This is a genomic window from Stenotrophomonas sp. 57, assembly GCF_030291075.1.
In the GTDB taxonomy this organism is placed as follows: Bacteria; Pseudomonadota; Gammaproteobacteria; order Xanthomonadales; family Xanthomonadaceae; genus Stenotrophomonas.
Map to the genome: position 1 here is coordinate 1,447,360 of NZ_CP127407.1, position 25,724 is coordinate 1,473,083.

At 67.0% G+C, this 25,724-nt stretch carries 21 protein-coding genes; 8 read left to right on the forward strand and 13 right to left on the reverse strand.

Going from position 1 to position 25,724, the window contains the following annotated elements; all coding sequences use genetic code 11:
- The 10 genes from frr to QP512_RS06665 form a co-directional block, all read right to left on the reverse strand.
- Complete coding sequence (gene frr, locus QP512_RS06620) at nucleotides 1-555, reverse strand: ribosome recycling factor (protein WP_057497699.1); 555 nt, start codon at nucleotides 553-555, stop codon at nucleotides 1-3.
- 96 nt (nucleotides 556-651) lie between these two features.
- On the reverse strand, nucleotides 652-1,380 hold the full coding sequence (pyrH, locus tag QP512_RS06625) for a UMP kinase (protein ID WP_010486325.1): 729 nt from the start codon (nucleotides 1,378-1,380) through the stop codon (nucleotides 652-654).
- 121 nt (nucleotides 1,381-1,501) lie between these two features.
- A complete protein-coding gene (locus tag QP512_RS06630) occupies nucleotides 1,502-3,040 on the reverse strand; it encodes a GGDEF domain-containing protein (RefSeq protein WP_286071431.1) in 1,539 nt (512 codons plus the stop codon).
- 275 nt (nucleotides 3,041-3,315) lie between these two features.
- Nucleotides 3,316-4,191 (reverse strand): translation elongation factor Ts, encoded by an 876-nt coding sequence (gene tsf, locus QP512_RS06635; RefSeq protein WP_099551341.1) that lies wholly within the window; start codon nucleotides 4,189-4,191, stop codon nucleotides 3,316-3,318.
- Between the two features lie 126 nt (nucleotides 4,192-4,317).
- Nucleotides 4,318-5,124, reverse strand: a complete 807-nt coding sequence (rpsB, locus tag QP512_RS06640; protein WP_005408748.1) for a 30S ribosomal protein S2 — start codon at nucleotides 5,122-5,124, stop codon at nucleotides 4,318-4,320.
- Nucleotides 5,125-5,342: 218 nt separating this feature from the next.
- Complete coding sequence (locus QP512_RS06645) at nucleotides 5,343-6,041, reverse strand: molecular chaperone (RefSeq protein ID WP_286071432.1); 699 nt, start codon at nucleotides 6,039-6,041, stop codon at nucleotides 5,343-5,345.
- A gap of 418 nt (nucleotides 6,042-6,459) precedes the next feature.
- Nucleotides 6,460-7,494, reverse strand: a complete 1,035-nt coding sequence (locus tag QP512_RS06650) for a spore coat U domain-containing protein (RefSeq protein WP_286071433.1) — start codon at nucleotides 7,492-7,494, stop codon at nucleotides 6,460-6,462.
- Entirely contained in the window at nucleotides 7,491-9,869 is a 2,379-nt protein-coding gene (locus QP512_RS06655) for a fimbria/pilus outer membrane usher protein (protein WP_286071434.1), read from the reverse strand. Before QP512_RS06655 ends, QP512_RS06650 begins: the two co-directional genes overlap by 4 nt.
- 7 nt (nucleotides 9,870-9,876) lie before the next feature.
- Nucleotides 9,877-10,626 carry a molecular chaperone gene (locus QP512_RS06660; RefSeq protein WP_286071435.1) on the reverse strand — a complete coding sequence of 250 codons (750 nt, stop codon included), beginning with the start codon at nucleotides 10,624-10,626 and terminating at the stop codon, nucleotides 9,877-9,879.
- Nucleotides 10,626-11,156 carry a spore coat U domain-containing protein gene (locus tag QP512_RS06665; RefSeq protein WP_286071436.1) on the reverse strand — a complete coding sequence of 177 codons (531 nt, stop codon included), beginning with the start codon at nucleotides 11,154-11,156 and terminating at the stop codon, nucleotides 10,626-10,628. The genes QP512_RS06660 and QP512_RS06665 overlap by 1 nt, the downstream gene beginning before the upstream one ends.
- Before the next feature lie 231 nt (nucleotides 11,157-11,387).
- On the opposite strand from QP512_RS06665, the gene map reads away from it, so the two are divergent.
- Genes map through dapE form a run of 6 tightly spaced genes read left to right on the forward strand, consistent with a single transcriptional unit; the run spans nucleotide 11,388 to nucleotide 18,260 of the window.
- Complete coding sequence (map, locus tag QP512_RS06670; RefSeq protein WP_005412748.1) at nucleotides 11,388-12,173, forward strand: type I methionyl aminopeptidase; 786 nt, start codon at nucleotides 11,388-11,390, stop codon at nucleotides 12,171-12,173.
- A 2-nt stretch (nucleotides 12,174-12,175) separates the two neighbouring features.
- Complete coding sequence (locus tag QP512_RS06675; RefSeq protein WP_286071437.1) at nucleotides 12,176-14,803, forward strand: [protein-PII] uridylyltransferase; 2,628 nt, start codon at nucleotides 12,176-12,178, stop codon at nucleotides 14,801-14,803.
- On the forward strand, nucleotides 14,803-15,864 hold the full coding sequence (gene dapD / locus QP512_RS06680; protein ID WP_286071438.1) for a 2,3,4,5-tetrahydropyridine-2,6-dicarboxylate N-succinyltransferase: 1,062 nt from the start codon (nucleotides 14,803-14,805) through the stop codon (nucleotides 15,862-15,864). The genes QP512_RS06675 and dapD overlap by 1 nt, the downstream gene beginning before the upstream one ends.
- Before the next feature lie 2 nt (nucleotides 15,865-15,866).
- Nucleotides 15,867-16,733 (forward strand): hypothetical protein, encoded by an 867-nt coding sequence (locus QP512_RS06685; protein ID WP_286071439.1) that lies wholly within the window; start codon nucleotides 15,867-15,869, stop codon nucleotides 16,731-16,733.
- Nucleotides 16,734-16,764: 31 nt separating this feature from the next.
- A complete protein-coding gene (locus QP512_RS06690; RefSeq protein WP_286071440.1) occupies nucleotides 16,765-17,136 on the forward strand; it encodes an arsenate reductase in 372 nt (123 codons plus the stop codon).
- Complete coding sequence (dapE, locus tag QP512_RS06695; RefSeq protein ID WP_286071441.1) at nucleotides 17,133-18,260, forward strand: succinyl-diaminopimelate desuccinylase; 1,128 nt, start codon at nucleotides 17,133-17,135, stop codon at nucleotides 18,258-18,260. Before QP512_RS06690 ends, dapE begins: the two co-directional genes overlap by 4 nt.
- A gap of 134 nt (nucleotides 18,261-18,394) precedes the next feature.
- Here dapE and QP512_RS06700 read toward each other — a convergent pair whose 3' ends face one another.
- On the reverse strand, nucleotides 18,395-19,273 hold the full coding sequence (locus QP512_RS06700; protein ID WP_286071442.1) for a sel1 repeat family protein: 879 nt from the start codon (nucleotides 19,271-19,273) through the stop codon (nucleotides 18,395-18,397).
- Nucleotides 19,274-19,608: 335 nt separating this feature from the next.
- On the opposite strand from QP512_RS06700, the gene asnB reads away from it, so the two are divergent.
- A complete protein-coding gene (gene asnB, locus QP512_RS06705) occupies nucleotides 19,609-21,300 on the forward strand; it encodes an asparagine synthase B (RefSeq protein WP_286071443.1) in 1,692 nt (563 codons plus the stop codon).
- A gap of 54 nt (nucleotides 21,301-21,354) precedes the next feature.
- On the opposite strand, the gene QP512_RS06710 is transcribed toward asnB, so the two are convergent.
- Together QP512_RS06710 and QP512_RS06715 are read right to left on the reverse strand one after the other, a co-directional pair.
- Nucleotides 21,355-22,446, reverse strand: coding sequence for a hypothetical protein (locus tag QP512_RS06710; RefSeq protein ID WP_286071444.1), 1,092 nt, complete (start codon nucleotides 22,444-22,446; stop codon nucleotides 21,355-21,357).
- 99 nt (nucleotides 22,447-22,545) lie between these two features.
- Nucleotides 22,546-24,885 (reverse strand): penicillin acylase family protein, encoded by a 2,340-nt coding sequence (locus QP512_RS06715; protein WP_286071445.1) that lies wholly within the window; start codon nucleotides 24,883-24,885, stop codon nucleotides 22,546-22,548.
- A gap of 124 nt (nucleotides 24,886-25,009) precedes the next feature.
- Between QP512_RS06715 and bfr the strand changes: the two genes are divergently transcribed.
- Nucleotides 25,010-25,498, forward strand: coding sequence for a bacterioferritin (gene bfr, locus QP512_RS06720; RefSeq protein WP_005415872.1), 489 nt, complete (start codon nucleotides 25,010-25,012; stop codon nucleotides 25,496-25,498).
- Nucleotides 25,499-25,724 lie beyond the last annotated feature (226 nt).

Genomic DNA, 25,724 nt, shown 5'->3' on the forward strand with positions numbered 1-25,724 from the left:
TCAGACCGACAGCAGTTCTTTTTCCTTGTCGGCAACGACCTTGTCGACGTCCTTGATGTTGGCGTCGGTCAGCTTCTGGATGTCGTCTTCGCCGCGCTTCTTCTCGTCTTCGCTGATCGCCTTGTCCTTGACCAGCTTGGCGATTTCCTTGTTCGCGTCCTGACGGATGTTGCGGATCGCGATCTTGGCGCCTTCGCCTTCCTTCTGCACCTGCTTGACCAGTTCCTTGCGGCGCTCTTCGGTCGGCGGCGGCATGTTGATGCGGATCGCGGTACCCAGCGTGTTCGGGGTGAACTCGGCGTTGTAGAGACCCTTTTCGATCTCCTTGATCATGCCCTTGTCGAACGGCGTGACCAGCAGCGAGTGCGCATCGGCGTTGGAGATCGACGCAACCTGGTTCAGCGGGGTGCTGGCGTTGCCATAGGCATTGACCGTCACGCGGTCCAGCAGGGCCGGCGTGGCACGCCCGGTCCGGATGGAGGTGAGGGTGTGCTTCAGAGCGTCGATGCTCTTGGCCATGCGCGTCTGCGCGTTGTTCTTGATGTCGTTGAGCATCGCCCGGTCCTGGATGTATCTGGAATCGGGCGATTATAGGCGAATACGGGACGCTGCCGGGCCTGAATCGGCCCGGTTGTCGCCTTGCGCTCAGGCTCAGGCCGGATCGCGGCCCTGGACGAGGGTGCCGATGTTCTCGCCGCTGAGGATCTTCAGCAGCTCGCCCGGCTGGCCCATGTCGAACACGCGCATCGGCAGGTCGCTGTCGCGGGCCAGTGCGAAGGCGGCGGTATCCATCACCTCCAGGCCGCGGCGGATCACTTCGTCGTAGCTCAGGCTGTCGAAACGGACCGCGTCGCTGTGCTTGTTCGGGTCCTTGTCGTACACGCCATCCACCTTGGTCGCCTTCAGCAGCAGGTCGGCGCCGATCTCGATCGCGCGCAGAGCGGCGCCGGAGTCGGTGGTGAAGAACGGGCTGCCGACGCCGGCGGCGAAGATCACCAGGCGGCCCTTTTCCAGGTGGCGGATGGCGCGGCGGCGGATGTAGTCCTCGCACACGTCGTTGATCTTGATCGCGCTCATCACCCGGGCCTTGGCGCCCAGCTTTTCCAGGGCGTCCTGCATGGCCAGGGCATTGATGACGGTGGCCAGCATGCCCATCTGGTCGCCGGTGACCCGGTCCATGCCGCCAGCGGCCAGGCCGGCGCCGCGGAAGATGTTGCCGCCGCCGATCACCAGCGCCACTTCGGCGCCTGCCTGCTGGGCTTCGATGACCTCGCGGGCCAGGCGGTTGATGATCTTCGGGTCGATGCCGTAGTCCTCATCTCCCATCAGCGCCTCCCCGGACAGTTTCAGAAGGATGCGGCGATAGGCGAGCTTGGACATGGGGACCTCGGGTGCGTGGAAATCGCGGGCGATTCTACGCGCATGCGGCGTCGGGCCATAGTGTTTTGTGCACTGCGGCGCAAAATCCTGGCGTGCGCCCCGGTCAGCCGGGGCTTCCCGTTCAGCCCAGCTCGGCGCCGGCGGTCGCTGACAGCTCGTCGTGGCCGAGGGCGCCCGGGGAGCGCGCGATCACCCGGTTGCGGCCCAGGTTCTTGGAGCGGTACAGCACGTCGTCTGCGGCGCGCAGCAGGTCCTGCACGTCGGCGAAGCGTTCGTAGCCGCCCTGGGTGGCCACGCCGGCGGAGAAGGTGACGAACAGCGGGCCGCCTTCCAGTTCGGCCATCGGCGTGGCGACGATGTTGGCCAGTACCCGGCGGATCACGTCCAGCGCCACCGTTTCGCTGGTGTTGGGCAGCAGCGCGACGAACTCCTCGCCGCCGAAGCGGGCCACTGTGTCGCTGTTTCGCAGCTGGCCCTGCAGCTTGCCGGCGAAGGCGCGCAGCACCTCGTCGCCGGTCAGGTGGCCGTGGGCGTCATTGATCTTCTTGAAATCGTCCAGGTCGATGAACGCCACCGACAGCGGCCAGCCCTGGCGGCCGGCGCGCAGGAATTCCTGTTCCAGCACGGCCTCCAGCTGGCGGCGGTTGAGTACGCCGGTGAGGGCATCACGATGGGCCTGGTCGGCCAGGCGCTTGGCCCGGGCTTCGAATTCGTCGGCGCGGCGACGCGCCTGGTCGGCATCCTGCAGCTCGCGCAGGTTGCGCAGGGTCGCCAGCTCCTGCGCGTGGTCGATCAGCTCGCGCACGCGCAACGGCGAGTTCAGGCCGGCCTCGAACAGGCTGGCGATATCCGGCAGCGCCTCGCTGATGCGGGCCAGGACCTGGTCGAAACGGGCGCTGTCGAGCTCCAGTCGGTCATGCACCTGCTGCAGGGCGCGCTCGCGGGCAGCATCGGCGTCGTCGTCCAGCCAGATGTCGGCCACTGCGCCGGACAGCTGCACGCAAGCCTGGAAGGGCGATTCGGCAGCGTCGTCATCCTCGCTGTGGCTGATGCTTTCCACCAGGTAGCGCGGCAGGCCCCACTGCTCGGCCACCCATGCGCCCACCTCGGCGTGGCTGCAGCCCAGTTCGTCGCGCTCGCGCGCGACCAGGTCGATGTTGTCGCGCGCTTCGCGCAACAGCGGCAGGTAGCGCTCCGATTCGGCCTGGGCCAGGCACAGCACGCCCAGATCCTGCAGCAGGCCGGCCAGCATCAGTTCTTCCAGCCGGCGCAGGCCGCGGGCCTGGCCCAGCTGGCTGGCGGCCAGGGCGCTGAGAATGCTGCGCTTCCAGGCGCGTTGGCGCAGGTCATGGCCAGCGCCGCTGTTGCCGGTCAGGCCGTCGGTGACGGTGAAGCCAAGGGCCAGGCTGATGGTGGCATTCAGGCCCAGCATGGTCAGTGCCTGGCCGAGGTTTTCGATCCGGCGACGGCTGGCGTACAGCGGCGAATTGGCGATGCGCAGCATGCGAGCACTCAGCGCCATGTCGATGGCGATGATGTCGGCGGCGGTGGCGATGTCCGCTTCCGGGTCCTGTGCCAGTTCGATGATGCGCAGGGCAATACCGGGTGGCGAAGGCAGGTTGCGGCAGAGCGCCAGGGCAGCTGTCAGCTCGGGAGGCATGTCGGGTCGTTCAATTCCATTGGGTCAAGAATACCTAGGAATGCATCACAGTCCGCGATTTTCGTTCCTGCTAAATGACTGTTGATTCCCTGTGCCGAGTATCGGCTTGATTCGCGCGCAACGCAAAGGTGCAGGTGTGCGCACCAGCGGTGCGCACCCACAGAAGGCGGGGGCGCCTAAAGCTGGAGCACGGACCTCCCATTCCACCGGGCACAAAAAAAGAGCCGCGGTTTCCCGCGGCTCCTTCTTGTCGTTTCACAGCCGGAAGGCTGTAATCAGACCTGCATCGCCTTGGCAACTTCGGCGGCGTAGTCTTCCACCACCTTCTCGATGCCTTCGCCGACGATCAGCAGCTGGAAGCCAGCCACGTCGGCGCCAGCGGCCTTGACCACCTGCTCGACGGTGGTGTCGCCCAGTACGTAGGTCTGGCCGTACAGGGTCACGTCGCTGACGATCTTGTTGATCTTGCCGCTGATGATCTTTTCCAGGATCTCGGCCGGCTTGGCCTTGTCCTTTTCGGACATCTTGGCCAGCTCGATTTCCTTTTCCTTCTCGACGAACTCGGCCGGGACGTCCGCAGCCTTGTTGTGCGGCGGCTTCAGAGCAGCCACGTGCATCGCCAGGCCGCGGGCCAGCTCGACGTCGCCGCCGACCAGGTCGACCAGCACGCCAACCTTGCCGTTGGTGTGGACGTAAGCGCCGATGGTGTTGTTGCCGTCAACCTTCACCATGCGACGGATCTGGATGTTCTCACCCAGGGTCTGCACGGCGGTGGCGCGGGCTTCTTCAACGGTGCGGCCATCGGCCAGCTTGGCAGCCTTCACGGCTTCGACGTCGCTGGCGCCCGAGGCCAGGGCGGCAGCGGCGACGGCGTTGACGAAGGACTTGAAGTTGTCGTCGTTGGCGACGAAGTCGGTTTCCGAGTTGACTTCGACCAGCACGGCCTTGCCGCCGTCCTGGGCCAGGCCCAGACGGCCTTCGGCGGCCACGCGGTCAGCCTTCTTGTCGGCCTTGGCGGCGCCGGACTTGCGCATGGCTTCGGCAGCAGCGTCGATGTCGCCGTTGGCTTCGGTGAGCGCCTTCTTGCATTCCATCATGCCGGCGCCGGTGCGCTCGCGCAGTTCCTTGACCAGGGAAGCAGTGATTTCCACGGGATTACCTCACGAAAGAAAGGGGTAGGGCCGGCATGGTGGCCGGCCCGTGTGACACAGTCCTGGCACGCGCCAAGGGCTGCGTGCAGGGAGGGTGGACGCCGGGCGTCCACCCCGGGGCCTGGATCAGGCCTGGGCGTCGTCGCCCTTCTTGGCAGCCTTCTTGGCCGGAGCGCGGCGGGCCGGCTTCTCTTCGCCTTCGGCAGCGGCTTCAGCGAACTCTTCTTCGCGCACCGAAGCGGCGTGCGGAGCAGCAGCCTTGCCTTCCAGCACGGCGTCGGCAGCGGCGCGGGCGTACAGCTGCACAGCGCGGATGGCGTCGTCGTTGCCCGGGATTGCGTAATCAACCAGTTCCGGGTTGTAGTTGGTGTCGACCACGGCGATGACCGGGATGCCCAGCTTCTTGGCTTCCTTGATCGCGATGTCTTCGTGGCCGATGTCGATCACGAAGATGGCGTCCGGCAGGCGGTTCATGTCCTTGATGCCGCCCAGCGAGGCTTCCAGCTTGTCGCGCTCGCGACGCAGGCCCAGCACTTCGTGCTTGACCAGCTTCTCGAAGGTGCCGTCGGTTTCACCGGCTTCCAGTTCCTTCAGGCGGGCAACCGACTGCTTGACGGTACGGAAGTTGGTCAGGGTGCCGCCCAGCCAACGCTGGTTCATGAACGGCATGCCGCAACGCTCGGCTTCTTCCTTGATGGTTTCGCGGGCGCTGCGCTTGGTGCCCAGGAACAGGACGGTGCCGCGCTTCTGGGCCACCGACGAGATGAAGTTCATCGCGTCGTTGAACAGCGGGACGGTCTTTTCCAGGTTGATGATGTGGATCTTGCCGCGGGCGCCGAAGATGTACGGAGCCATCTTGGGGTTCCAGTAGCGGGTCTGGTGGCCGAAGTGGACGCCGGCTTCCAGCATCTGACGCATGGTGACCTGGGGCATTGCAATACTCCTGATATGGAACCAGCGATTCCGCCCGCGGGATTGGGTGTGCGGGCGCTTGGAAGCGCGATCGGTTCCGGGGTTGGGCTTCCCTGTTGCCTCCGTGGCCGAACTCCTTGCGGAGCACCCCGGCACGGATGGGGGCAGCAGGTGTGGATTCACCGGTGACGTCCGGTGTGGACGGGTTCCCGCGCACGCTTGCGCAGGAATCCGGTCGATTATAGCCGGCTCGGCGCACTGGCTGCAATGGCGGGGTCCGGCGTGGTCAGGTCGACCTCGCGGCCATCCTGCAGATGGGCGTGGAAACGCCCGCCATGGTAGCTGTCCGGCGGGGCCGGCAGCACCCAGCGGCGCTCGCGGCCGGCCAGCAGATAACCGGCCAGGCCCGGGAGCAGCAGGGTGCGCTGGCCATCGCCGGCAACGAACACCAGGTCGTGCAGGCGGGCGTGCAGCGGCCCGGCATTGCTCAATCGCAGGTAGGGCTGCGACGCGTCGGCGTCGATCCGAGCCTGTACGCGCGGCTGTGCCTGCGGCGCGGCCTGGCCGCGGAACAGCGGCAGCGAGTAGCGTGGCAGGCCAGCCTGGCGGGGCTCCAGCACGATCCGATAGGCCTGTTCGCCGGAGACGGGTCCGGGCCGGCCGGGTAGCAGCCAGATCCGCTGGCGGATACCGGGCGGGATGTCGAGCTGGGTGGGGCTGGCGAGGACCTGGTCGGTGGGGCGCAGCACTTCGGCGTCGATCCGCTGTTCCCACGCCAGGATCTGCACCCGACCCTGCCAGCGGCCGGGACCGGGGTTGTAGAGCCACAATTCGCCCTGGCCACCTTCGGCGGGCAGTTGCAGTGTGGTCGGCAACAGGTCCAGTGCTGCGGCAGGGAACGCCAGCAGCATCGCCAGCAGGGTTGGAAGTGACCGCATCAGTAGATGACGGTCACTGTGGACGTCGGGTCTTCGTCGTCGGCGGGAGGCGCGAGTTCGCGGACCTGTGGAGGCAGTTGCGGTGCGTCGCTGCGCTGGTGGGGGGCGGGGCAGTGGGTGCTGCCGGGGGCATCGCTGCATGCTTCCACTACGGTCAGCCGGATCTGCAGCGGTGTGGGACTGGGTTCAGCCCATGCGGGCGTGCTGGCGACCAGCATCGCCCCGATAAGAAGTGCGCGAACCACCAGCCAACCACCCTGCGTCAGGACTCGCTGCGCGGTATCGGCTGGAACGGCAGGAACTGTAGCGTCGACTGTCAGTCGACTGGCCCCGGCGCAGGCGTGAAGCGCGCGTCCACGCATGGCGTGGATCTACCGCCCCTGCCGTGGTGCGTGCCGGCCGTTGGTCGGCACGCAGGTCAGTAAGTGATCGTCACCTGCACCACGTCGTTGTAGGTACCGGCCGGCGGTTGGCCGGTAACCGGCGGCACGCGTCCGTAGATCGTCAGCTGCTGCGCGCTGCCGGTGCCGGTACCGCTGGCGGTATCCACGGTCAGCGTGTTGCCCCAGCGCTGGGTACGCGTGGAATCGCGGTACAGCTCGTAGGTGAGGTAATAGGTGCTGCCGCCGATGGTGGTGGCCATGCGCCGCGTGCTGGTGGCGGTGGGGTTGTTCTGGCCGTTGTTGAGGCTGACCTGGTAGGCGGTGTTCTTCAGGCAGGTCAGGGTCAACGTCGCGGTCTGGTCGATGTTGGTGGGGATGCCGCCGGTGACGTTGCCGAAGTTCATGGGGGTGGTGACATAGCTGCCGCACTGCGGCAATACGTTGGCGGTAGCAGTGAAGCTGAAGGCGGCACTGGCGCTGTTGGTGCCGGTGCCGCCGCCGTCGCAGGTGGCCGGCACGGTAGCGGTGCCGAGCAGTACTTCGTTCCAGGCCCAGGTCAGCACCACGTTCGCGCCACTGAAGGTGCTGCTGTAAGCGCCGGAGGCCAGCACCTGGTTGGCCGGAATCTGCGCGAACAGCTGGGTGGCCTGCGTGCCGCTGCCGCCGGTCAGGGGCACGTTGTAGGTCAAGGTCAACTCCTGCGCCGGCGGCAAGCCGCGCGGGCTCAACCCCGTCACCTGGCTGAAGTTGGAGGTGTTGTAAAGCTGGAAGTTCATGCTGTCGCTGGTGCTGGTCTTCATCGTCCGCCAGGTGGAGCTGCTGCCGCCGCCGCTGCCGGCGCCGATGCCCACGCAGACCCGAACGCCGGTAGTGGCCAGCACGCTCAGCGCGGCCGTGGTGCAGCTCACCGTGATGTTGAGCGTGCCGGTGCTTGCACCGGGGGCACTGCTGTTGACGTTGCCAAACGGCAGCGTCGGGTCGGCAACGGCGGTGCACACCGCGACGGCACGTGCTGGTGCCGCCGCCAGCAGGCAGGCGATCAACAGCAACCCAAGCAGCAGCACCTTCATGGCGCCACCTCCGGAATACACTGCAGTGTTGCCGGTTTCGGTCGTGCACCGGCGGCCACCACCTTGGGCAGGTCCGGCACTTTCACCCGGCACTGGCCGCGGCTGGTGGTGATGTACAGGACGCTGCCGGCGGCGACGTCTTCCAGGTACAGCAGGCCGTCATAGCCCACCAGCACCTGGCGACCGTCCGGCAGCTGCACCTCGCTGCCGACCTCCAGCGGTTGCCCGTCCATGCCCTGCAGGGTCAGGCTCAGCGAGGGCCGCGAGCGCAGTTCGAAGGTCACCCGCGTGCCGGCGCGCTGGCGTGGGGTCACCCAGTCTTCGATGCGGTCGGCGCGCATGTCCTCGGGCAGGTCCAGGGTGTCGATCGAGACCCGGTTGCGCTGCCAGGACAGCAGCGGGCTGACCAGGAGCAGGCCGCGGTCGTCGGTCACGCCGATCAGCCGGTTCTCCAGCCGTACCGGCACGCCGCCGACGCCATTGGTGCTGATCACCGCGAATGCGTCGGAGACCTCGCGGGTGGCGAAGGCATGCCCGCCCATCCACACCAGGCTGCCACTGGCACTGGCGTAGGCATAGTTCAGGCCGCCCTGGCGCGAGGCGCCGAAGGAGTAGCGACCGACGTCACTGAGGACGCCGACTTCGGCCAGGCCGCCATTGCCATCCTCGCCATGGCGGACCTGCGCGCGCCAACCGACACCACCGGCGCTGCCGTCGCCGGGCACCGGCTGGGTCACATCAGCCACCCAGCTCTGGCTGTCGCCATTGCGTTGGCTGGACAGGCTGGCCTGGCGGTTGTTTCCCAGGCTGGCGGTGACCGACAGGTAGATGCTGCGATCATCGCTCTTGTCCAGGTTCTGGTTCACCGACAGATAGGCCGACCAGCGCTGGCTCCAGGTGCGCGACCAGAACAGGCTGGCGTAGCGGTTGTCCTCGCCATCGGGATAGCGCAGGCGCAGGTAGCTGGCACTGAGCGTGCCCAGCCGCAGCAGATCGGCGCCGACCGTGGCCTGTTCGCTGATGCTCGGAGGCAGGTTGCCCTGCAGTGCGCCCAGGTCGCGGTAATCGCCATGGCTGCGCACGCTGCGCAGGTTGAAGTTGAGTCGGCGGTTGTTCCAGCTGTAGCCCAGTGCCCATTGCCCGCCCTGCAGGCCGTGATGGTCGCTGTGTGCATAGGCGGCATTGAACACGCCCGCACCACCGAGCAGCCACCAGCCGCCGATGCCGGCCTGGGCCAGGCCCCCACCGCCTTCGGCATGCGCTTCACCGGTAAAGGTGTCGCTGACGCCGCCGCGCCAGCTGGCACTGGCCACGGTGCGATCGTCGTAGGCGAACGAGCGCTGGCCGAAATCCTCACGCAGGCGGCCAATGCCGACCGACCAGTCCGACAGGCCCTTGGCCAGCAGCTGCTGGGTGCCATAGAAACTGAAATCCAGCGTCTGCATGCGCCCGAACGCATCGGTCACCACCACCTGTGCACTGCCGGTGCCGCTGATGCCGGGTTGTGCCGCCAGCTGGAACGGGCCGACCGGCACTTGGCCGCTGTACTGGCGCAGGCCATCGACGTACAGCTCAACGGTGGACGGCACCACCGCCTGGCCGAGGAAGCTGGGCGTAGGGGTCAATACGCGGTAAGGCTGCAGGCCGTAGTTGCGGCCGATCTGCAGGCCACCCATTCGCACGGGCCGGGTCCAGTCGACGAAACCGCTGTAGAAGTCGCCCACGTCCAAGGTCATCGCCCGGTCGGGGAAATCCAGGCTCCAGCGGGTGTTCAGGCGCACGCTCTCGCCACGCCAGCGGCGGTCACCCGGTTGCTGGTAGCGGCGGCTGATCGCGGTGTTCTCGACGGTGCCGTTGCCGATCCCGAACAGGCGCAGTTCCGAGCTGAAGCTGAGGTTGCCGAGCGTGTCCACCTGGCTGCCATACACATCGTAGTTGAGCAGCAGGCCGGGCGAGGCGCTGCCAGCCGGCGCGCGGGTCTGCGGTTGGCTCAGCACGGTGGTCGGCAGAGTCAGCTGGTCCAGCGGCACGTCCAGCGCCAGGGTCTGCATATGCGCGTCGTAGCGCACAACGGCCCCGCTGATCTGGTCCAGATACACCGGCGCTTCGCCGCGGGCGCTGAAGCCGAGCTGGCGCAGCACGTCCGGACTGGCCTGCAGCCGGCCACGGTTTTCGGTGAACGGCAGCAGGCCGCGCGGCGTGCTGTTGAGCGAGACGTCCAGGTACAGCGTCTGGCTGGCGGTCAGGGGCGTGGGGGGGGGCAGGATCGCATCGGCCGACACCCCGGAGACATCTGCAGCCCCGGCAGCGGCCATGCCGGACACCTCGGCGGCCTCGGTCGCCGCAGGAGCCAGGGCAGCCCACAGCGCGCCCATCAACGCCTCAGCGAGCCGGTGGTGGCGACAGCGGCGTCTGTTCCGACTCGCCATTGAGCTTGGCCGTGATCTGGTCGTTGTCGCGGTCGATGGCCGTGCGCTCGATCGGCCAGCGCATCACCTGCCCGGGCAGTACATATCCCAGCAGGCCGGGGTGCACGATGCGTGGACGCTGGGCGCTGCCCAGGGCGAGATCGGCAATCTGCGCGTAGCTGTTGCCGGTGTTGGCCACCTCCACGCCGTTGCGGCCATCCTCCAGCCGGACCAGGCTGGCGTGCAGGCGCGGCGCCAGCTTGCCGCCCAAGGGTTGCACGAACACCGGAATCGAATAGCGCAGCACGAACTGCATGCCGTTGGCACGGGTCGCCAGATCCGGCACTTCGTCGACGATCAGCCGGTAGTACTGCTGTGTGGCAGGCGGTTCATGGTTCGGTCGCATCACGCGTACCAGTTGTTGCTGGCCGGCGGCCAGTTCCTGCATCGGCGGGGTGGCCAGCAGTTCATCGGTGGGCAGCAGCTGCTCCTGGCCCTCCTGCTGCACCCAGCGGAACACCCGCACCTGCAGGCGGACCGGCGACGTACCACTGTTGGTCAGCCACAGTTCGCCGGCGCGCTGGCGGGCCTCCAGCTGGAGGCTGGTGGGGGCGACCTGGAGGCTGGTGGCACCGGCAGCGGCGGCGGCCAGCAGGCAGAGGGCGAGCAGCGCCACGCCGGTGGCGCGCCACGGGCGGGGTCCGGCCATGCGGGCGTGCTCCATCAATACGTGATCGTGGCGGTGACCGTATCCAGGTAGTTACCGGTGGCCGGGTTGTTGGTGCTCAGGTTCAGGATCTGGCCGTAGACGATGTAGGGCACGGCCAGGCCTGTGCCGATACCAGCCTGGGTGTTGGTGCCTGAGGTGGCCCCCCAGACCAGGGTGTGTGCGGCGTCCTGGTAGAGCTGGTAGCCGACGTAGTTGTTGGCGGTCACCGCGGCATTGGTGTTCTTCATGCGGCGGGTGGTGACGTCGTTGGCGGTGCTGGCGTTGGCGCCCGCGTTCAGTGAAATGGTGTACGGGGTCAGCGCCGAGCACTGGGCGGTCACCGTGCCCTGGCCCAGGGTGGGGGTCGCGGTGGTCGAGGCCGCCGTGCCGAAGTCGACGTTGGTGGCGGCCGCTGCGGTGATCGTGCAGGCCTTGGTGACCACCAGAGTGACGTTGAAGGTGGTGGTGTCGGCGGCCAGCGCGGGGCCGGCCAGCAACAGCCCGGCCAAGGACCAGGCGAGCGGTGAGCGGAGCGTGGATCGCATGGACAACCTCCCTGACCCGAAGGTCTGTTGAACAACGCGAAGGCGGCACGTTCGGGGCCGCTTTTGACGACGGTCGGCGCCAGCTTGTGCGGCTAAGTGTCTGTAATCCGTGATAAATAGGCAGGCGAAAGGGGGGAGGTCGTCACGCTTTGGCGTTCCTTGCCGGAACCGTGCATGCCCCGGATCGCCAGTTGGGTGGCGTTCGTTCAGATTGCAGCCGGATCGGCGATAATGGGCGCCATGAGCGTGAATCTGAAAACCCCGCAGGAAATCGAGATGATGCGCATCGCCGGCCGCCTGGCCAGCGAAGTGCTCGACATCGTCACCCCCCACGTCAAGCCCGGTGTCACCACCGAGGAGCTGGACCGCATCTGCCACGACCACATCGTGAACGTGCAGGGCGCGATTCCGGCCAACGTCGGCTACCGCGGCTTCCCCAAGACCGTGTGTACTTCGGTCAACAACGTCATCTGCCACGGCATCCCCAGCGAAGGGAAGGTGCTCAAGGATGGCGACATCATCAATATCGACGTCACCGTCATCAAGGACGGCTGGCACGGCGACACCAGCCGCATGTACTTCGTCGGCACGCCGTCGGTGATGGCCCGCCGCCTGGTGGAAACCACGTACGAAGCCATGTGGCGCGGCATCCGTGCGGTGCGTCCGGGCGCCACCCTGGGCGACATCGGCCATGCCATCCAGAGCTACGCCGAAGGCGAGCGTTTCAGCGTGGTGCGCGAGTACTGCGGCCACGGCATCGGCAAGGTCTACCACGACGAGCCGCAGGTGGTGCATTACGGCCGCCCGGGCCAGGGCCTGGTGCTGCAGCCGGGCATGACCTTCACCATCGAGCCGATGATCAACGAGGGCACCCGGTACAACAAGGTGCTGCCGGATGGCTGGACCGTGGTGACCAAGGACCGCAAGCTGTCGGCGCAGTGGGAGCACATGATCGCGGTCACCGAGACCGGCGTCGACGTGCTGACGCTGTCGCCGGGCGAGTCGCAGGTCTCCTGAGGATGTTGCCGGCGAGTTCGCTGCTGGACACGCCGGCCGCGTCGCTCAACGACCCGGACTGGGCTGCTGCCGCGCGCCAGGCGCTGCAGCAGGCCGACGCGCGCCTGTACCGTCGCTTCGACCAGGGCGACAACATCGAGCGCCTGCTGGCGCTGCGCGCGCGTGCCGCCGACCATCTGATCCGCCTGGCCTGGCAGCGCTGCCTGCCGGCCGACAGCGGCCTGTCGCTGTTTGCGGTGGGCGGCTATGGGCGCGGTGAACTGTTCCCGCGCTCGGACATCGACCTGCTGGTGTTCGGCGACCCGCCGGCACAGTTGGCGCACGAAGCGGCATTGGCGCGCCTCTTCGCGCTGCTGTGGGACTGCGGGCTTGCGGTCAGCCATGCGGTGCGCAGTGCTGCGCAGTGCCGCGAGGCCGCCGCCGACCAGACCGTGCTGACCGCGCTGATCGAAGCGCGCCCGATCCTGTCCGATGACGCTGCCCGCCGTGCGCTGCGCGAGGCCATCGACGACCGTGAGCTGTGGCCGGCACGCACCTTTTTCCTTGCCAAGCTGGAAGAGCTGCACAACCGCCACCAGCGTTTCGGCGACACCGCCGACAACCTGGAACCGGATCTGAAGGATGGCCCCGGTGGCCTGCGCGATCTCAATACGCTGGGCTGGATGGCGCTGCGCGCGTTCGGTGTACGCGACCTGGAAGCGCTGGTCGGGCTGGGCCATCTCGGTGCCGACGAAGCCGCCGCGTTGAAGCGCGAACGTGCAGTGCTGGCGCGGCTGCGCTTCGGCCTGCACCTGGTGGCGCGACGCCCCGAAGAACGGTTGCGCTTCGATTACCAGAAGACCCTGGCCGCGCGCCTGGGCTTCGAAGACGATGCCGAGAATCTCGGTGTCGAGAAGATGATGCAGGGCTTCTACCGCGCCGCGCTGGTGGTGCGTCGGATCAGTGACCGCCTGCTGCAGCGCTTCGAGGAACAGTTCGATGGCGAGGCGCAGCCGGAACCGCTGACCGTGGGTTTTTCCCTGCGACGCGGCTATCTGGCGGCCAATGATGCCGACTGGCCGCGCGGTGATATCGGCCAGGTGTTCGCGCTGTTCTCCAGCTGGGCCAACAATCCGCAGGTACGCGGGCTGCATTCGCTGACCGCGCGCGCGCTGGCCGAATCGCTGCCGCTGCTGCCGGCCTACGACCAGGCCGACGCCGACGCACGCGAGCAATTCCTGGCCTTGCTGCGTGGTCAGCGCCCGGTCGATACGCTTTCGCGCATGGCGCGGCTGGGCGTGCTCGGCCAGTGGATTCCGGCATTCGCCCAGGTCAGCGGGCGCATGCAGTTCGACCTGTTCCATGTCTATACCGTCGACCAGCACACGCTGATGGTCCTGCGCAATATCGGCCTGTTCGCCAGCAGCCGTGCCGATGAGCGCTTCTCGATCGCGCATGAAGTGTGGCCGCGCCTGCGCAAGCCCGAGCTGCTGCTGCTGGCGGGCCTGTTCCATGACATTGCCAAGGGCCGCGGCGGTGACCATTCCGAACTGGGCGCGGTGGACGCGCGCGCGTTCTGCCAGGCGCATGCGCTGAGTACGTCCGACACCGAACTGGTGGCGTGGCTGGTCGAACAGCACCTGCGCATGTCGGTGACCGCGCAGAAGCAGGACATTGCGGACCCGGTGGTGATCCATCGCTTCGCCACCCTGGTCGGCAGTCGCGACCGCCTGGACTACCTGTACCTGCTGACCTGCGCCGACATCGCCGGCACCAGCCCGAAGCTGTGGAACGCGTGGAAGGACCGCCTGCTGGCCGACCTGTATTTCGCGACCCGGCGCGCGCTGCGTGAAGGCCTTGAGCACCCGGTGCCGGCCGCCGAGCGCGTGGCCGAGGCGCGTGACAGCGTGCGTGCGCTGGTGCGCGAGCAGGGGTACGACGATGCCACCATCGACCGCCAGTTCGCCGTGATGCCCGATGAAGGCTTCATCCGCCTGCGCCCGGAACAGCTGGCCTGGCAGGCCGCTGCGCTGGTGCCGGTGAAGCAGGGCCAGGCGCTGGTGAAGGTGCGCCGCATCAGTGTCGACGATCCGGCACTGGAGGTGTTCGTGCATTCGCCGGACCGCGACGGCCTGTTCGCCGCCATCGTGATGACCCTGGACCGCAAGGGCTACGGCATTCATCGCGCGCGCGTGCTGGATGGTCCGGCCGACACCATTTTCGATACCTTCGAAGTGAACCCGGCCGACAGCTTCGCCGATGGCAGCAGCGCCAACCTGGAGGCCGCGCTGCGCGAGGCACTCAGCGGTGACCTGTCGCGCCTGCGCCCGTCGCGTCGGGTGGTGCCACGCCAGCTGCGCCATTTCCGTTTCGCCCCCCGCATCGAGTTCCGCGATGAACCGGGCGCAACCCGATTTGCCCTGGTCGCACCCGACCGCCCCGGCCTGCTGGCCGACGTGGCGTTCGTCCTGCGCAACCAGGGCCTGCGCGTGCATGATGCGCGCATTGCCACGTTCGGCGAACGCGCCGAAGACACCTTCGTGATCAGTGACGAACACGACCTCCCCCTGACTGAACCTGCCCGGCAGCAGCTGCATGACGCGATGCTGGCCTGCCTGGACCCTGATCGAAACGCCGGAGACCCCGCCTGATGGCCACCAAGCCCGTGAAGAAGACTGCTGCCACCGCCAAGAGCGCAGCGGCCAAGAAAACTGCCGCCGTGCCGGCCGCGAAGAAGGCGGCTGCGCCGAAGAAAGCCGCAGCGGTGAAGGCCCCGGCGAAGAAGGGGGCGGCGCCGAAGAAGGCCCCGGCCAAGAGTGCAGACGCCGCACGCGCCGAAACCATCGCCCGCAAGTCGCTGCGCAAGCCGGCCGCGCCGGGCGTGGAAGAACTTAAGTTCGGCATCGAAAGTGCTTTCGAGCGCCGCGCCACGCTGACCCTGCACGAACTGGAAGGCTCGACCAAGCCGCTGGTCAACCGTGTGATCGATGGCCTGGAAAGCGGCGAGTTCCGCGTTGCCGAACCGGACGGCCACGGTGGCTGGAAGGTCAACGAGTGGCTGAAGAAGGCGGTGCTGCTGTACTTCCGCGTCAATGACATGGCGGTGGTCGATGCGCGCCCGGCGCCGTTCTGGGACAAGGTCGAATCGCGTTTTGCCGGTTATGACGAAGCGAAGTTCCGCCGTGGTGGCGTGCGCGTGGTGCCGGGCGCGATTGCCCGCCGCGGTACGTACTTCGGCAAGGACGTGGTGCTGATGCCGAGCTTCACCAATATCGGCGCCTATGTCGGCGAAGGCACCATGGTCGATACCTGGGCCACCGTCGGTTCCTGCGCGCAGATCGGCCAGCACTGCCACCTGTCCGGCGGCGCCGGCATCGGTGGCGTGCTGGAACCGCTGCAGGCCAGCCCGACCATCATTGAAGACCACTGCTTCATCGGCGCGCGTTCGGAAGTGGTGGAAGGCGTGGTGGTCGGCCACCACAGCGTGATCGGCATGGGCGTGTTCCTCAGCCAGAGCACCCGCATCTACAACCGCGCCACCGGCGAGATCAGCTACGGCTACATCCCGCCGTACAGCGTGGTGGTGTCCGGCTCGCTGCCGAGCAAGGACGGTACCCACTCGCTGTATTGCGCGGTGATCGTCAAGCAGGTCGATGCCAAGACCCGCAGCAAGACCAGCGTCAACGACCTGCTGCGCGGCCTGGCCGACTGAAAGTGACAGCGCCGGAGGACCTGGCGCAGTCCGCGATCTACCGGCATCCGTCCGACAACGCATTCGGGCGGATGCTGCCGCGCCTGCTGCATGCATCCCGCTGGAGCCGGCTGCGTCGCGCGCTGTCGCAGCGCTGGCCGATGCCGGCGCTGGTCAGCGATGTACGCGACGTGGTCTATGCGAGCTGGTGGGTCGATGTACGTCACGCACCGCCACCACCGCCGGGCCATCACTACGTGGTGCATGCCGGGCGCACGCCTTACACCATCCTCAGCTATCGCCACGGCCATTTCGGGCCCGCGCTGGCCGGGCCGCTGCGCGCGCTGATGCCGTCGCCGCAGCAGAGCAACTGGCGCTGGTACCTGCGCCGTGATGATGATCCGCAAGGCACGCCGAGGGTGCTGTTCGATCGCAACGTGATGGACCAGCTGGCCTTCGTGGCCGGCGCGCGTGCCTTCAGTGATGCTATGCAGCCCCATCTGTCCGCCCGCTTCGAGCATGTCCTTGACGCTGATGGCGCGGGCCACACATTGATCGAGAGCGGGCAGGGCAGTGCGCCGGCGTTGCATCTGCACTGGCAGGCTGCCGCAGGGGGGAGCGCGGCCGGGTGGTCGGCTGCCTTCGGTGACCAGGCTGCCCTGCTGCGCTTCCTGACCTGCCAGGACGAGGCCATCGCCCGCACCTGCGACCACCGCTGGGCCAGTACCCGCATTGCCCTGCCGGTGGCCGTCGACACCTTGCAGCCGCTGCGCCTGTCGGGCGAACTGCACTGCCCGCGCCTGCAGGCGATGGGCGTGGCGCTTGAATCGGGCCTGGCCTTCCGCTTGCCGAGGGTGCCGTTCCGGGTCGTGTCCGAGCGTCTGTTGTGAGATTCTGGCCGCCTGTTTTCCAGCATCACAGATGGCCATGAGCACCACTGTCTACGGTTTGAAGAACTGCGATACCTGCAAGAAGGCGACCAAGTGGCTGGACCGCTTCGGCGTGCCGTACAGCTTCGTCGACTACCGCGACAACACGCCCAGCCCGGAAACGCTGCTGGAATGGGCCGCGCAGCTGGGCGGGCTGGCGGCGATGGTCAACAAGTCCTCCACCACCTGGCGGCAGCTGCCGGACAGCCGCAAGGCGGCCGAGTCCGATGCCGAATGGAAGCTGCTGCTGCGCGAGTACCCGCAGCTGATCAAGCGCCCGCTGGTGGTCACCGCCGATGGCACGGTCAGCCAGGGCTTCAGTGACAACGGCTTCAAGGCACGCTTCGGCGTGGGCGGCGCATGAGTGCCGTTCTCGACCTGACCTGCGAGCTGATCGCACGGCCCTCGGTGACGCCCGATGATGCCGGCTGCCAGGCGCTGCTGGCCGCACGCCTGAAGCAGGCCGGGTTCCACTGCGATCACCTGCGCCTGGGCGAGGTCGACAACCTGTGGGCGACCCACGGCAGCGGGGCGCCGGTGCTGGTGCTGCTGGGCCACACCGATGTGGTGCCCACCGGCCCGCGCGAGGCCTGGACCAGCGATCCGTTCACGCCGACGATCCGAGACGGCGTGCTGTATGGCCGCGGCACTGCCGACATGAAGGGCAGCGTGGCCGCGTTCGTGGTTGCCGCAGAGCAGTTCGTTGCCGCCCATCCCGATCACGCCGGCACGCTGGCGGTGCTGCTGACCAGCGACGAGGAAGGCGACGCCATCGATGGCGTGCGCCACGTTGCACGCCTGTTCGCCGCACGCGGACAGCGCATCGACTGGTGCATCACCGGTGAGCCGTCGTCGACCGCGACGCTGGGCGACCTGCTGCGCGTGGGCCGCCGCGGGAGCCTGTCCGCCAAGCTGCGCGTGCAGGGCGTACAGGGTCATGTGGCGTACCCGGAAAAGGCGCGCAACCCGATCCACCAGGCGGCGCCGGCACTGGCCGAACTGAGTGCGCGACGCTGGGACGACGGCTACGAGAGCTTCCCGCCGACCAGCCTGCAGATCTCCAACATCCATGCCGGCACCGGTGCCAACAACGTGATCCCGGGCGAGCTGGAAGTGGATTTCAACATCCGCTACAACCCGCACTGGGACGCGCCGAAGCTGGAAGCGGAGATCACTGCACTACTGGACAGCCACGGCCTGCAGCACACGCTGAAGTGGCATCGCAGCGGCGAACCGTTCTACACGCCGGAAGGCACCCTGCGCGCCGCCGCGCGGGCAGTGCTGGCCGAGCACGTCGGCCGTGCGCCGGAAGAGAGCACCGGCGGCGGTACCTCCGATGCGCGCTTCATCGCACCGTTGGGCGCGCAGTGCATCGAAGTAGGCCCGGTCAACGCCAGCATCCACCAGGTGGACGAGAACGTGCGCGTGGATGAACTGGAAGCACTGCCCGGGCTGTACCAGCGGCTGGTGGAACGGCTGCTGGTGTGAGGACGGTGGGGTGAGAATGGTGGGTGCCGACCGTTGGTCGGCACGCCCTCCTGTAGAGCCGAGCCATGCTCGGCTGATGTCTACCGGCAGAAGCAGCCGAGCATGGCTCGGCTCTACAGAACGGCAGCCCGGCCCTATTCCGAGAAAAGGAAGAACGGCGGCTCGACCGCCTTCTGCCAATAGCTCGGCGCCGCCATGTAGAAGCGTTGCGCCTCGGCTCGGGCGAACCAGCGTGCCGCCGCCTCGGTGTCCTTCTCCACGCCCGGCGCACTGCGGCCCAGCAGCAGCCCGGCGAAGTACTGGCCGAACACATTGCCCTTTTCACCGGCGCACTGGTACAGCTGCAGCGCATGCGCCGGATCGCGCGGCAGGCCCACGCCGCGTTCCAGCAACGCGCCCAGGTCCACCTGGGCCTCGGCATCGCCACGCGCTGCTCGGCGCTGGATATGCGCAACCAGCGGATGCACGGCATCGCCCTGGGCGGCTAGCGCATCCGGCAGTCGCGAGGAACGGCTGGGATAGCGCTGGTAGATCATCGCGCGCAGGTCCCAGCGCAGTGCCTGCTGTGCGTCGCCGTGCTGGCGATAGGCAGTGGCCAGTTCATGGAAGGCGTAGGGATTGCCGTGGTTTGCCGCGGCCAGGTAGGCGCGCTCGCCGCGTCGCCACGAAGCACGCAGCACCGGTGCAGGGTCGATATGGGGGCTGTCGGCGTGCCGCAGCGTGCCGGAGGTCCAGATCCGACCCAGCGCCTCTTCCGCCTTGGTGTTGTGGAAGGTCCAGGGCGTGACCGCAGCGGCGCGCTCGTAGTACGTGACCGCGCGTGGATCGTTGAAGCGCTCGAAGGTTTCTGCGGTATCAAAGGCCCCCTTGAAGCTGCCATCGCTGCCGCGCTGTTCCAGAGCCTGCTGCTCGGACTGCGGCAGCGTGGAGGGTGGAGGCAGGGTCTGGCAGGCGGCGAGGCCGAGGCAGAGCAGGGCGGCCGGTGTGGCGGTGCATCCAGTGCGGTGTTGCATTCCAGTTACACATTTCAGGGCTGGCCATTATGCGCTCCACCTGTGGTTGCCGACGCAACTGTTGCGCCGCACCGGAAACCGGGGTAGGGTCGATGCCATGTCGATCCGCCTGGCCACCGCCGTCAACAACAACCGCAATAATCTGCGTGCGAATAATCGCGCGCGGCCGATGCGGGACTGCGCCCTGGGTAGATAGACAGCAACACACGCCCGGACACCAGAAAACCCGCATCAGCCGATGCGGGTTTTTTTGTGCCCGGGCGCAGCCCCGCCCGGGCCTGGATGGCCGGTCGAACACCCCTTCCTCAGTGAAATCCCCCAACAGGAGCTCCACCATGTGTTCGATCTTCGGAATCTTCGGCCTGCAGGCCGGTGACGATCTTCCCGCCCTGCGCCGTCACGCGCTGGAACTGTCGCAGCGCCAGCGCCACCGTGGCCCTGATTGGAGCGGCGTGTACCTCGACGAAGGCGCCTTGCTGGTCCACGAGCGGCTGGCCATCGTCGATCCGGCCGGCGGTTCGCAACCGCTGCTGTCGGCCGATGGCCAGCTGGCGCTGGCGGTGAACGGCGAGATCTACAACCACCAGGCGTTGAAGGCCGCGCTGACCACCGCCTACGACTTCCAGACCGGCTCGGACTGCGAAGTGATCAACGCGCTGTATCGCCAGGGGGGATCGCCGGCGCAGTGGCTGGAGCAGCTCAACGGCATCTTCGCGTTCGCGCTGTGGGACCGTGCCAGTGGCCGCGTGCTGGTGGCGCGCGATCCCGTGGGCGTGGTCCCGCTGTACTGGGGCCATGATGCGCAGGGACGCCTGCGCGTGGCGTCGGAGATGAAGGCGCTGGCGGATACCTGTGCCGATGTCGCGCAGTTCCCGCCGGGCCACTATTTCGACAGTGCCAGCGGCGAGCTGGTGCGCTACTACCAGCAGCCGTGGCGCGACTACGCCGACGTGCAGGGCCGCCAGGCCGACCTGGCCGAACTGCGCCAGGCTTTCGAGCACGCGGTGGAGCGCCAGCTGATGAGCGACGTGCCGTACGGCGTGCTGCTGTCCGGTGGCCTCGATTCATCGCTGGTGGCTGCGGTGGCTGCACGCTATGCGCGTGGCCGTATCGAAGACGGGGGCCAGACCGAAGCCTGGTGGCCGCGCCTGCACTCGTTCGCGATCGGGCTGAAGGGCTCGCCCGACCTGGCCGCCGCTGCGGTCGCCGCCGAGGCACTGGGCACCGTCCATCACGGCTTCGAGTACACCTTCGAGGAAGGCCTGGATGCGCTGCCGGAAGTGATCCGCCACATCGAAACCTACGACGTCACCACCATCCGCGCGTCGACGCCGATGTTCCTGCTGGCGCGGCGGATCAAGGCGATGGGCGTGAAAATGGTGCTGTCCGGCGAGGGCAGCGACGAGATCTTCGGCGGCTACCTGTACTTCCACAAGGCGCCGGACGCGCGCGAATTCCACGACGAGCTGGTGCGCAAGCTCGACGCCCTGCACAACTACGATTGCCTGCGTGCCAACAAGTCGATGATGGCCTGGGGCGTGGAGCCGCGCGTGCCGTTCCTCGATCGTGAATTCCTCGACGTGGCGATGCGCTTCGATGCTGCGCACAAGATGGTCGGTGCCGGGTTCGGTGGCCGTCGCATCGAGAAGGCGGTGCTGCGCGAGGCGTTCGATGGCTATCTGCCCGACAGCATCCTGTGGCGGCAGAAGGAGCAGTTCAGCGATGGCGTCGGCTACGGTTGGATCGACGGGCTGAAGGCGCATGCCGAAGCACAGGTGAGCGACCGCGTGCTGGCGGCCGCCGACAAGCGCTTCCCGCACAACCCGCCGCAGACCAAGGAGGCGTACTACTATCGCCACCTGTTCGAGCAGTTCTTCCCGAGCCGCGCGGCCGCCGAGACGGTGCCGGGCGGAAAGTCGATCGCCTGCTCGTCGCCCGCGGCGATCGCGTGGGATGCCAGTTTCGCCGCTGCGGCCGATCCGTCCGGCCGTGCGATTGCCGGCGTGCATGAGCAGGCGTTGGCCTGACAGGCGGCGTCATCAAGTACCCCACACCATTGCAGCACGGTGTGGGATTCTGGGTCAGCTGGCGCAGCAATGCGCCGGCTGGCATTCCATCGCTGAGCCGTTCAACACGGTGTCGCACAACATCGCCGCAGTACTGCTGAGCGTCTTGCCTGCCTCGATCAGAATGCCATCACGACGCTTTCCGACGAGCACGGTGTCAATGAAGAAATACAGCGTTGCCTGATCGGGGCTGGTAATGCCGTTCTCGGCGTCAAGACTGATTCTGTCGTCGATGCCAAGCTGCCGTGCTATCGGACACGCACGTGGGCGCGAGTGCTCGCGTTCGGAAAGCCAGACTCCGAGCTGATCGAAGTCCATGGAAAGCAACCTATGAAGCACGCCCTCCTTGAGGAAGGGACGGCTGCTCTGTGGAATTTCGATGTACGTGTACCAGCGCGTCTCCGCATCAAACGTCTCCGATGTTGACCTCGGCGGGCGGTTGATGTTGTGTTTGATGACGTTGTTGATTTCCGAATACAGCTTGAATCGCAGTCCTTCTCCATTGATCGCGTTGCTGATGAGTGGCTGGACGTAATAGAAATAGGTGCGCAGCTGCTTGAGCGGGCTCCCAGGCAGGTCCTCCTCGCGCTCAGGGTCAAGCGCTACGCCAAGTGTCTTCAGTCGATCTTCGATGGATGCCGAATAGAGTTCCAGCCAAAAATCGGGACGATCCTGCTGGTCTTCCTTCCATCTTTGGTTGTACGCAGCCGAAAACTCCTCCAAAGCAGGTAGCAAATCGGCCTTGCCTGCATTTTTCCCATTCAACTGGAGCCTGGGGTGTTGGATCCAGTCATGATGCACGCTGGTTATCCTGCTTTCCGGAACGCCGATGCGGATGGCACAGAGCATCGCGTAGTAGTCGATGAGCGACGACATTGCGCCGAGGATCGCGTCTGCCAAGGCCGCTTGGCGATGGACAGCGGCCTCTGGCTCGGCAGGATCATTGACTGCAGGGGCGATCAGCTTTGACTTGGGCTGCTGTTCGCGTGCCCGTGTGTCGTAGACAGAAGTGCACGCGGACCTGTACAGCTGCCGAAGCTGCAGCAGCTTTGCACATTGGCTTTGAATGCTGTCGCGTACAGCAGCTTCCAGAGATGTCTGCAACATGGATCTGCTCGGATGATCGAGAAGTCCTGAACTCTAGGACGTAATCTTCAGCGTGTCTCTAGGAACAATTGCGAACTTCCGGCAGGCTGCCTGGTTCCCTCAGTCTGGCGCCTGTGGTGCAGGGACCAGCGTCATCACGTGCTGTGCCTTGCCCGGCAGGAATGGCGTCGGGCGCCCATGTACCCAGTCCTCGTGGCCGGCGCCCCAGTACGGCGAGAGGGGATGACCGCTCTGGCCGCCGGGCATGTGCACGATGCCGTCGGCCTCGTGGCCCGGTGAAACCACCATGCGTTCAGAGGCACCGAAGTTCGGCGTCTGCACGCGTGGCATGTCGCGGTCGCCGGGCAGGCGGTCGGCCGGCATGCACAGCCAGCGCTGGGCGATGCCGGGCAACGCACGGGCGATGGGATGGCAGATCGCCGCAGTGTTGCGCTCGCCCCAGCTGCGCTTGGCCAGTGGACCCTGCCTGGAGAGTTCGGCTTCCGTACGCCGTGCTGCGTCGATCAGCAAGGCATCCCAGCTGTTGAATGCCGGTGGCAGCAGGTGGGCCGGGCGCTGCTGCAGCATCGGCCAGACCACGCCTTCCAGCTGCGCCAGGCGCGGTTCGAGATAGTCCTCACCCAGCTGCGCATTGGCCGGGGCCAGCAGGGCCTCGGACAGCGTCTCCATCACGTGGGTGCGGAACCCGCGCACCACCCGGTAGCTCACCGAACTGGCTGAGGCGCGCCCGCCCCATTGATGGCTGACCGCCTTCAGCCGCTTCAGCGCCGGGTCGTCACTGCCTTCGATGACGTCGTGCAGCAGCGCCCACCAGCGCTGCAGGAACACAGCGCGATCATCGAGCTGGATCGCCAGCAGGTCGTGCTCGTCGAAGCGCTCCTGGGTCGCCAACAGATCGCGGATCTGGCGCGCGCGTGCGCCGAGGTCATAACCACCGTTGCCGACAGTGGCCAGTGCCTCGCCGTCGAGGACGCGGCCGTTGGCGGTCCACAGGCGATGGTTGGGTGGGTCGATCAATGCCGGGGCGGCATCGCTGCGGATCGGCCACGGTGCGCAGTCCTGGTTGCTGGCGGCCGTGAAGCCGGCCGGTGCACAGCCGGGGCCGCGGTCCGGGCGGGCACCGATCAGGCGCCAGGCGATGCGTCCGCTGCGGTCGCCGACCACCAGGTTCTGCGCGGGGATGCCGGCGCGGTCGGCGAAGTGCAGGGCAGCGTCCAGATCGCCGGCGCGGGCCAGGTCACCGAAGTCCAGCCGCACGGCTCCGGGCAGGTGGGCGACCCAGCGCAGCGCATCTCCGCTGCCATCGGCATGGGTGTGCAGGATCGGCCCCCAGGCGGTTTCGCGCACCGGGAACACCACGTCGACCTGGCCGGCTACGGTGATGCGTTCTTCATGTACGGTCGCCGCGGCGTTGGCCGGTTCAGTCCGGTAGTCCGCCGTGTCGATGTAGCTGTTGGTGAAGCCCCAGGCCACGTGCCCGTTGCTGCCCACGATCACCGCCGGCAGGCCGGGCAGCGAGAAACCGGTGACATCGACCTGGCCGCCGGCAGCCTGCGGGTCGGGGTAGCGCAGGCGCACGCGGAACCACAGGCCTGGTGCGCGCAGGCCCAGGTGCATGTCGTCGGCGACGATCGCGCGGCCATCGGCGGTAAGTGCCCCGGCCACCGCGAAGTTGTTGCTGCCGACGGCCTCCGCCTCTTCCTGCGCGGTGCCGGGTTTTCCCTTCAATGTGCGCAGGTCAAGCTGGCTGGCATCGGGCAGGGTGGCGTTGCCCGTTGGTTCGCCGAACAGCGGTGCATCCCATTCAGTGCCGTCGTGGGCGATCAGCGCGTACAGCGCCGGCGGCACCACCGCGCGGATGCGGCTCAGTGCAAGCTCGGTCTGGTTGCCCGGATCCTGCAGGTCGGCATACATGGCCAGCCCGGCCAGCACGCTGTCGCTGGCCTGCCAGGGCTGCGGCGATTGCCGCAGCAACAGGTACGCCCACGGCCGCACGGACAGATCGGCCAGGCCTTCGTTGACCCCGTCCACGTAGGCACGCACGGCCTCGCCGTTGTCACCCAGTGCGGTCTGCAGGTTCGCCTCGGTACGTGCGCGCAGCCGGTGTACGCGCATGCGCTTGTCGGCGTCGATGGCCTTCGGGCCGAACAGCGCCGACAGCTCGCCTGCAGCGCTGCGGCGCATCAGGTCCATCTCGAAATAACGCTCCTGCGCGTGCACGTGGCCCAACGCACGCATCGCGTCGGCCTGGCTGCCGGCGGTGATGGTGACCACCCCCAGCGCATCGCGCTCGATCGTGACCGGCCTGGCCAGCCCCGGCAGCGGATGCTCGCCGTCCAGGTCGGCCAGGCTGCCGCGCAGCAGCAGCCACAGCACGAGGACGGTGACCAGCACGATGGCGATCAACACGCCCAGCACCCAACGCCATGTACGTCGCATCGCACGTCCTTTCCGAACTCGTGGGTCGATTGTAGCCGCAGGCGCAACTGCGACTGATTCCGATTAGATCACCGTAATTTGAAATGCGGCACCCTATGTCACATTGATTCACAGGAGCCCCCCCATGAAAGGCAACCCGGACGTCATCGCCTGCCTGAAGGAACTGCTGCGCGGCGAGCTTGCTGCCCGCGACCAGTACTTCATCCATTCCCGCCGTTACGAGGACCAAGGCCTGTTCGCGCTGTACGAACGCCTGAACCACGAGATGGAAGAGGAGACCCAGCACGCCGATGCGCTGCTGCGCCGGATCCTGTTCCTGGGCGGCGACCCGGACATGCGCCCGCATGCCACCGAGCCCGGCAAGACCGTGGAGGAGATGCTGCAGAAGGATCTCGATACTGAATACGCCGTTCGGAACAATCTCGCTGCTGGCATGAAGCTGTGCGAGGAGAAGGGCGACTACGTGAGCCGCGACATCCTGCTGGCGCAGCTGAAGGACACCGAGGAAGACCACGCCTGGTGGCTGGAACAGCAGCTGGGCCTGATCAAGCGCATCGGCCTGGAGCTGTACCAGCTGAGCAAGATCGACGGCAGCGGCGCCCCGGCGCACTGAGCCGGCACCGCTCTTTTCGGTAGAGCCGACCGCTGGTCGGCTGCCTCGTTTCATGTAGAGCCGAGCCATGCTCGGCTGCTGTTGGACCCGAGTCGAGCATGGCTCGACTCTACAAAAGTTCTGTCGCCCGCCAGCACCGGAGCACCGCCAGCCAGCCTTCGCCAGCCAGCCGCTCCACAGCCCGCCAGCCGACAAACGAAAAAGCCGGGGAATCCCCGGCTTTTTC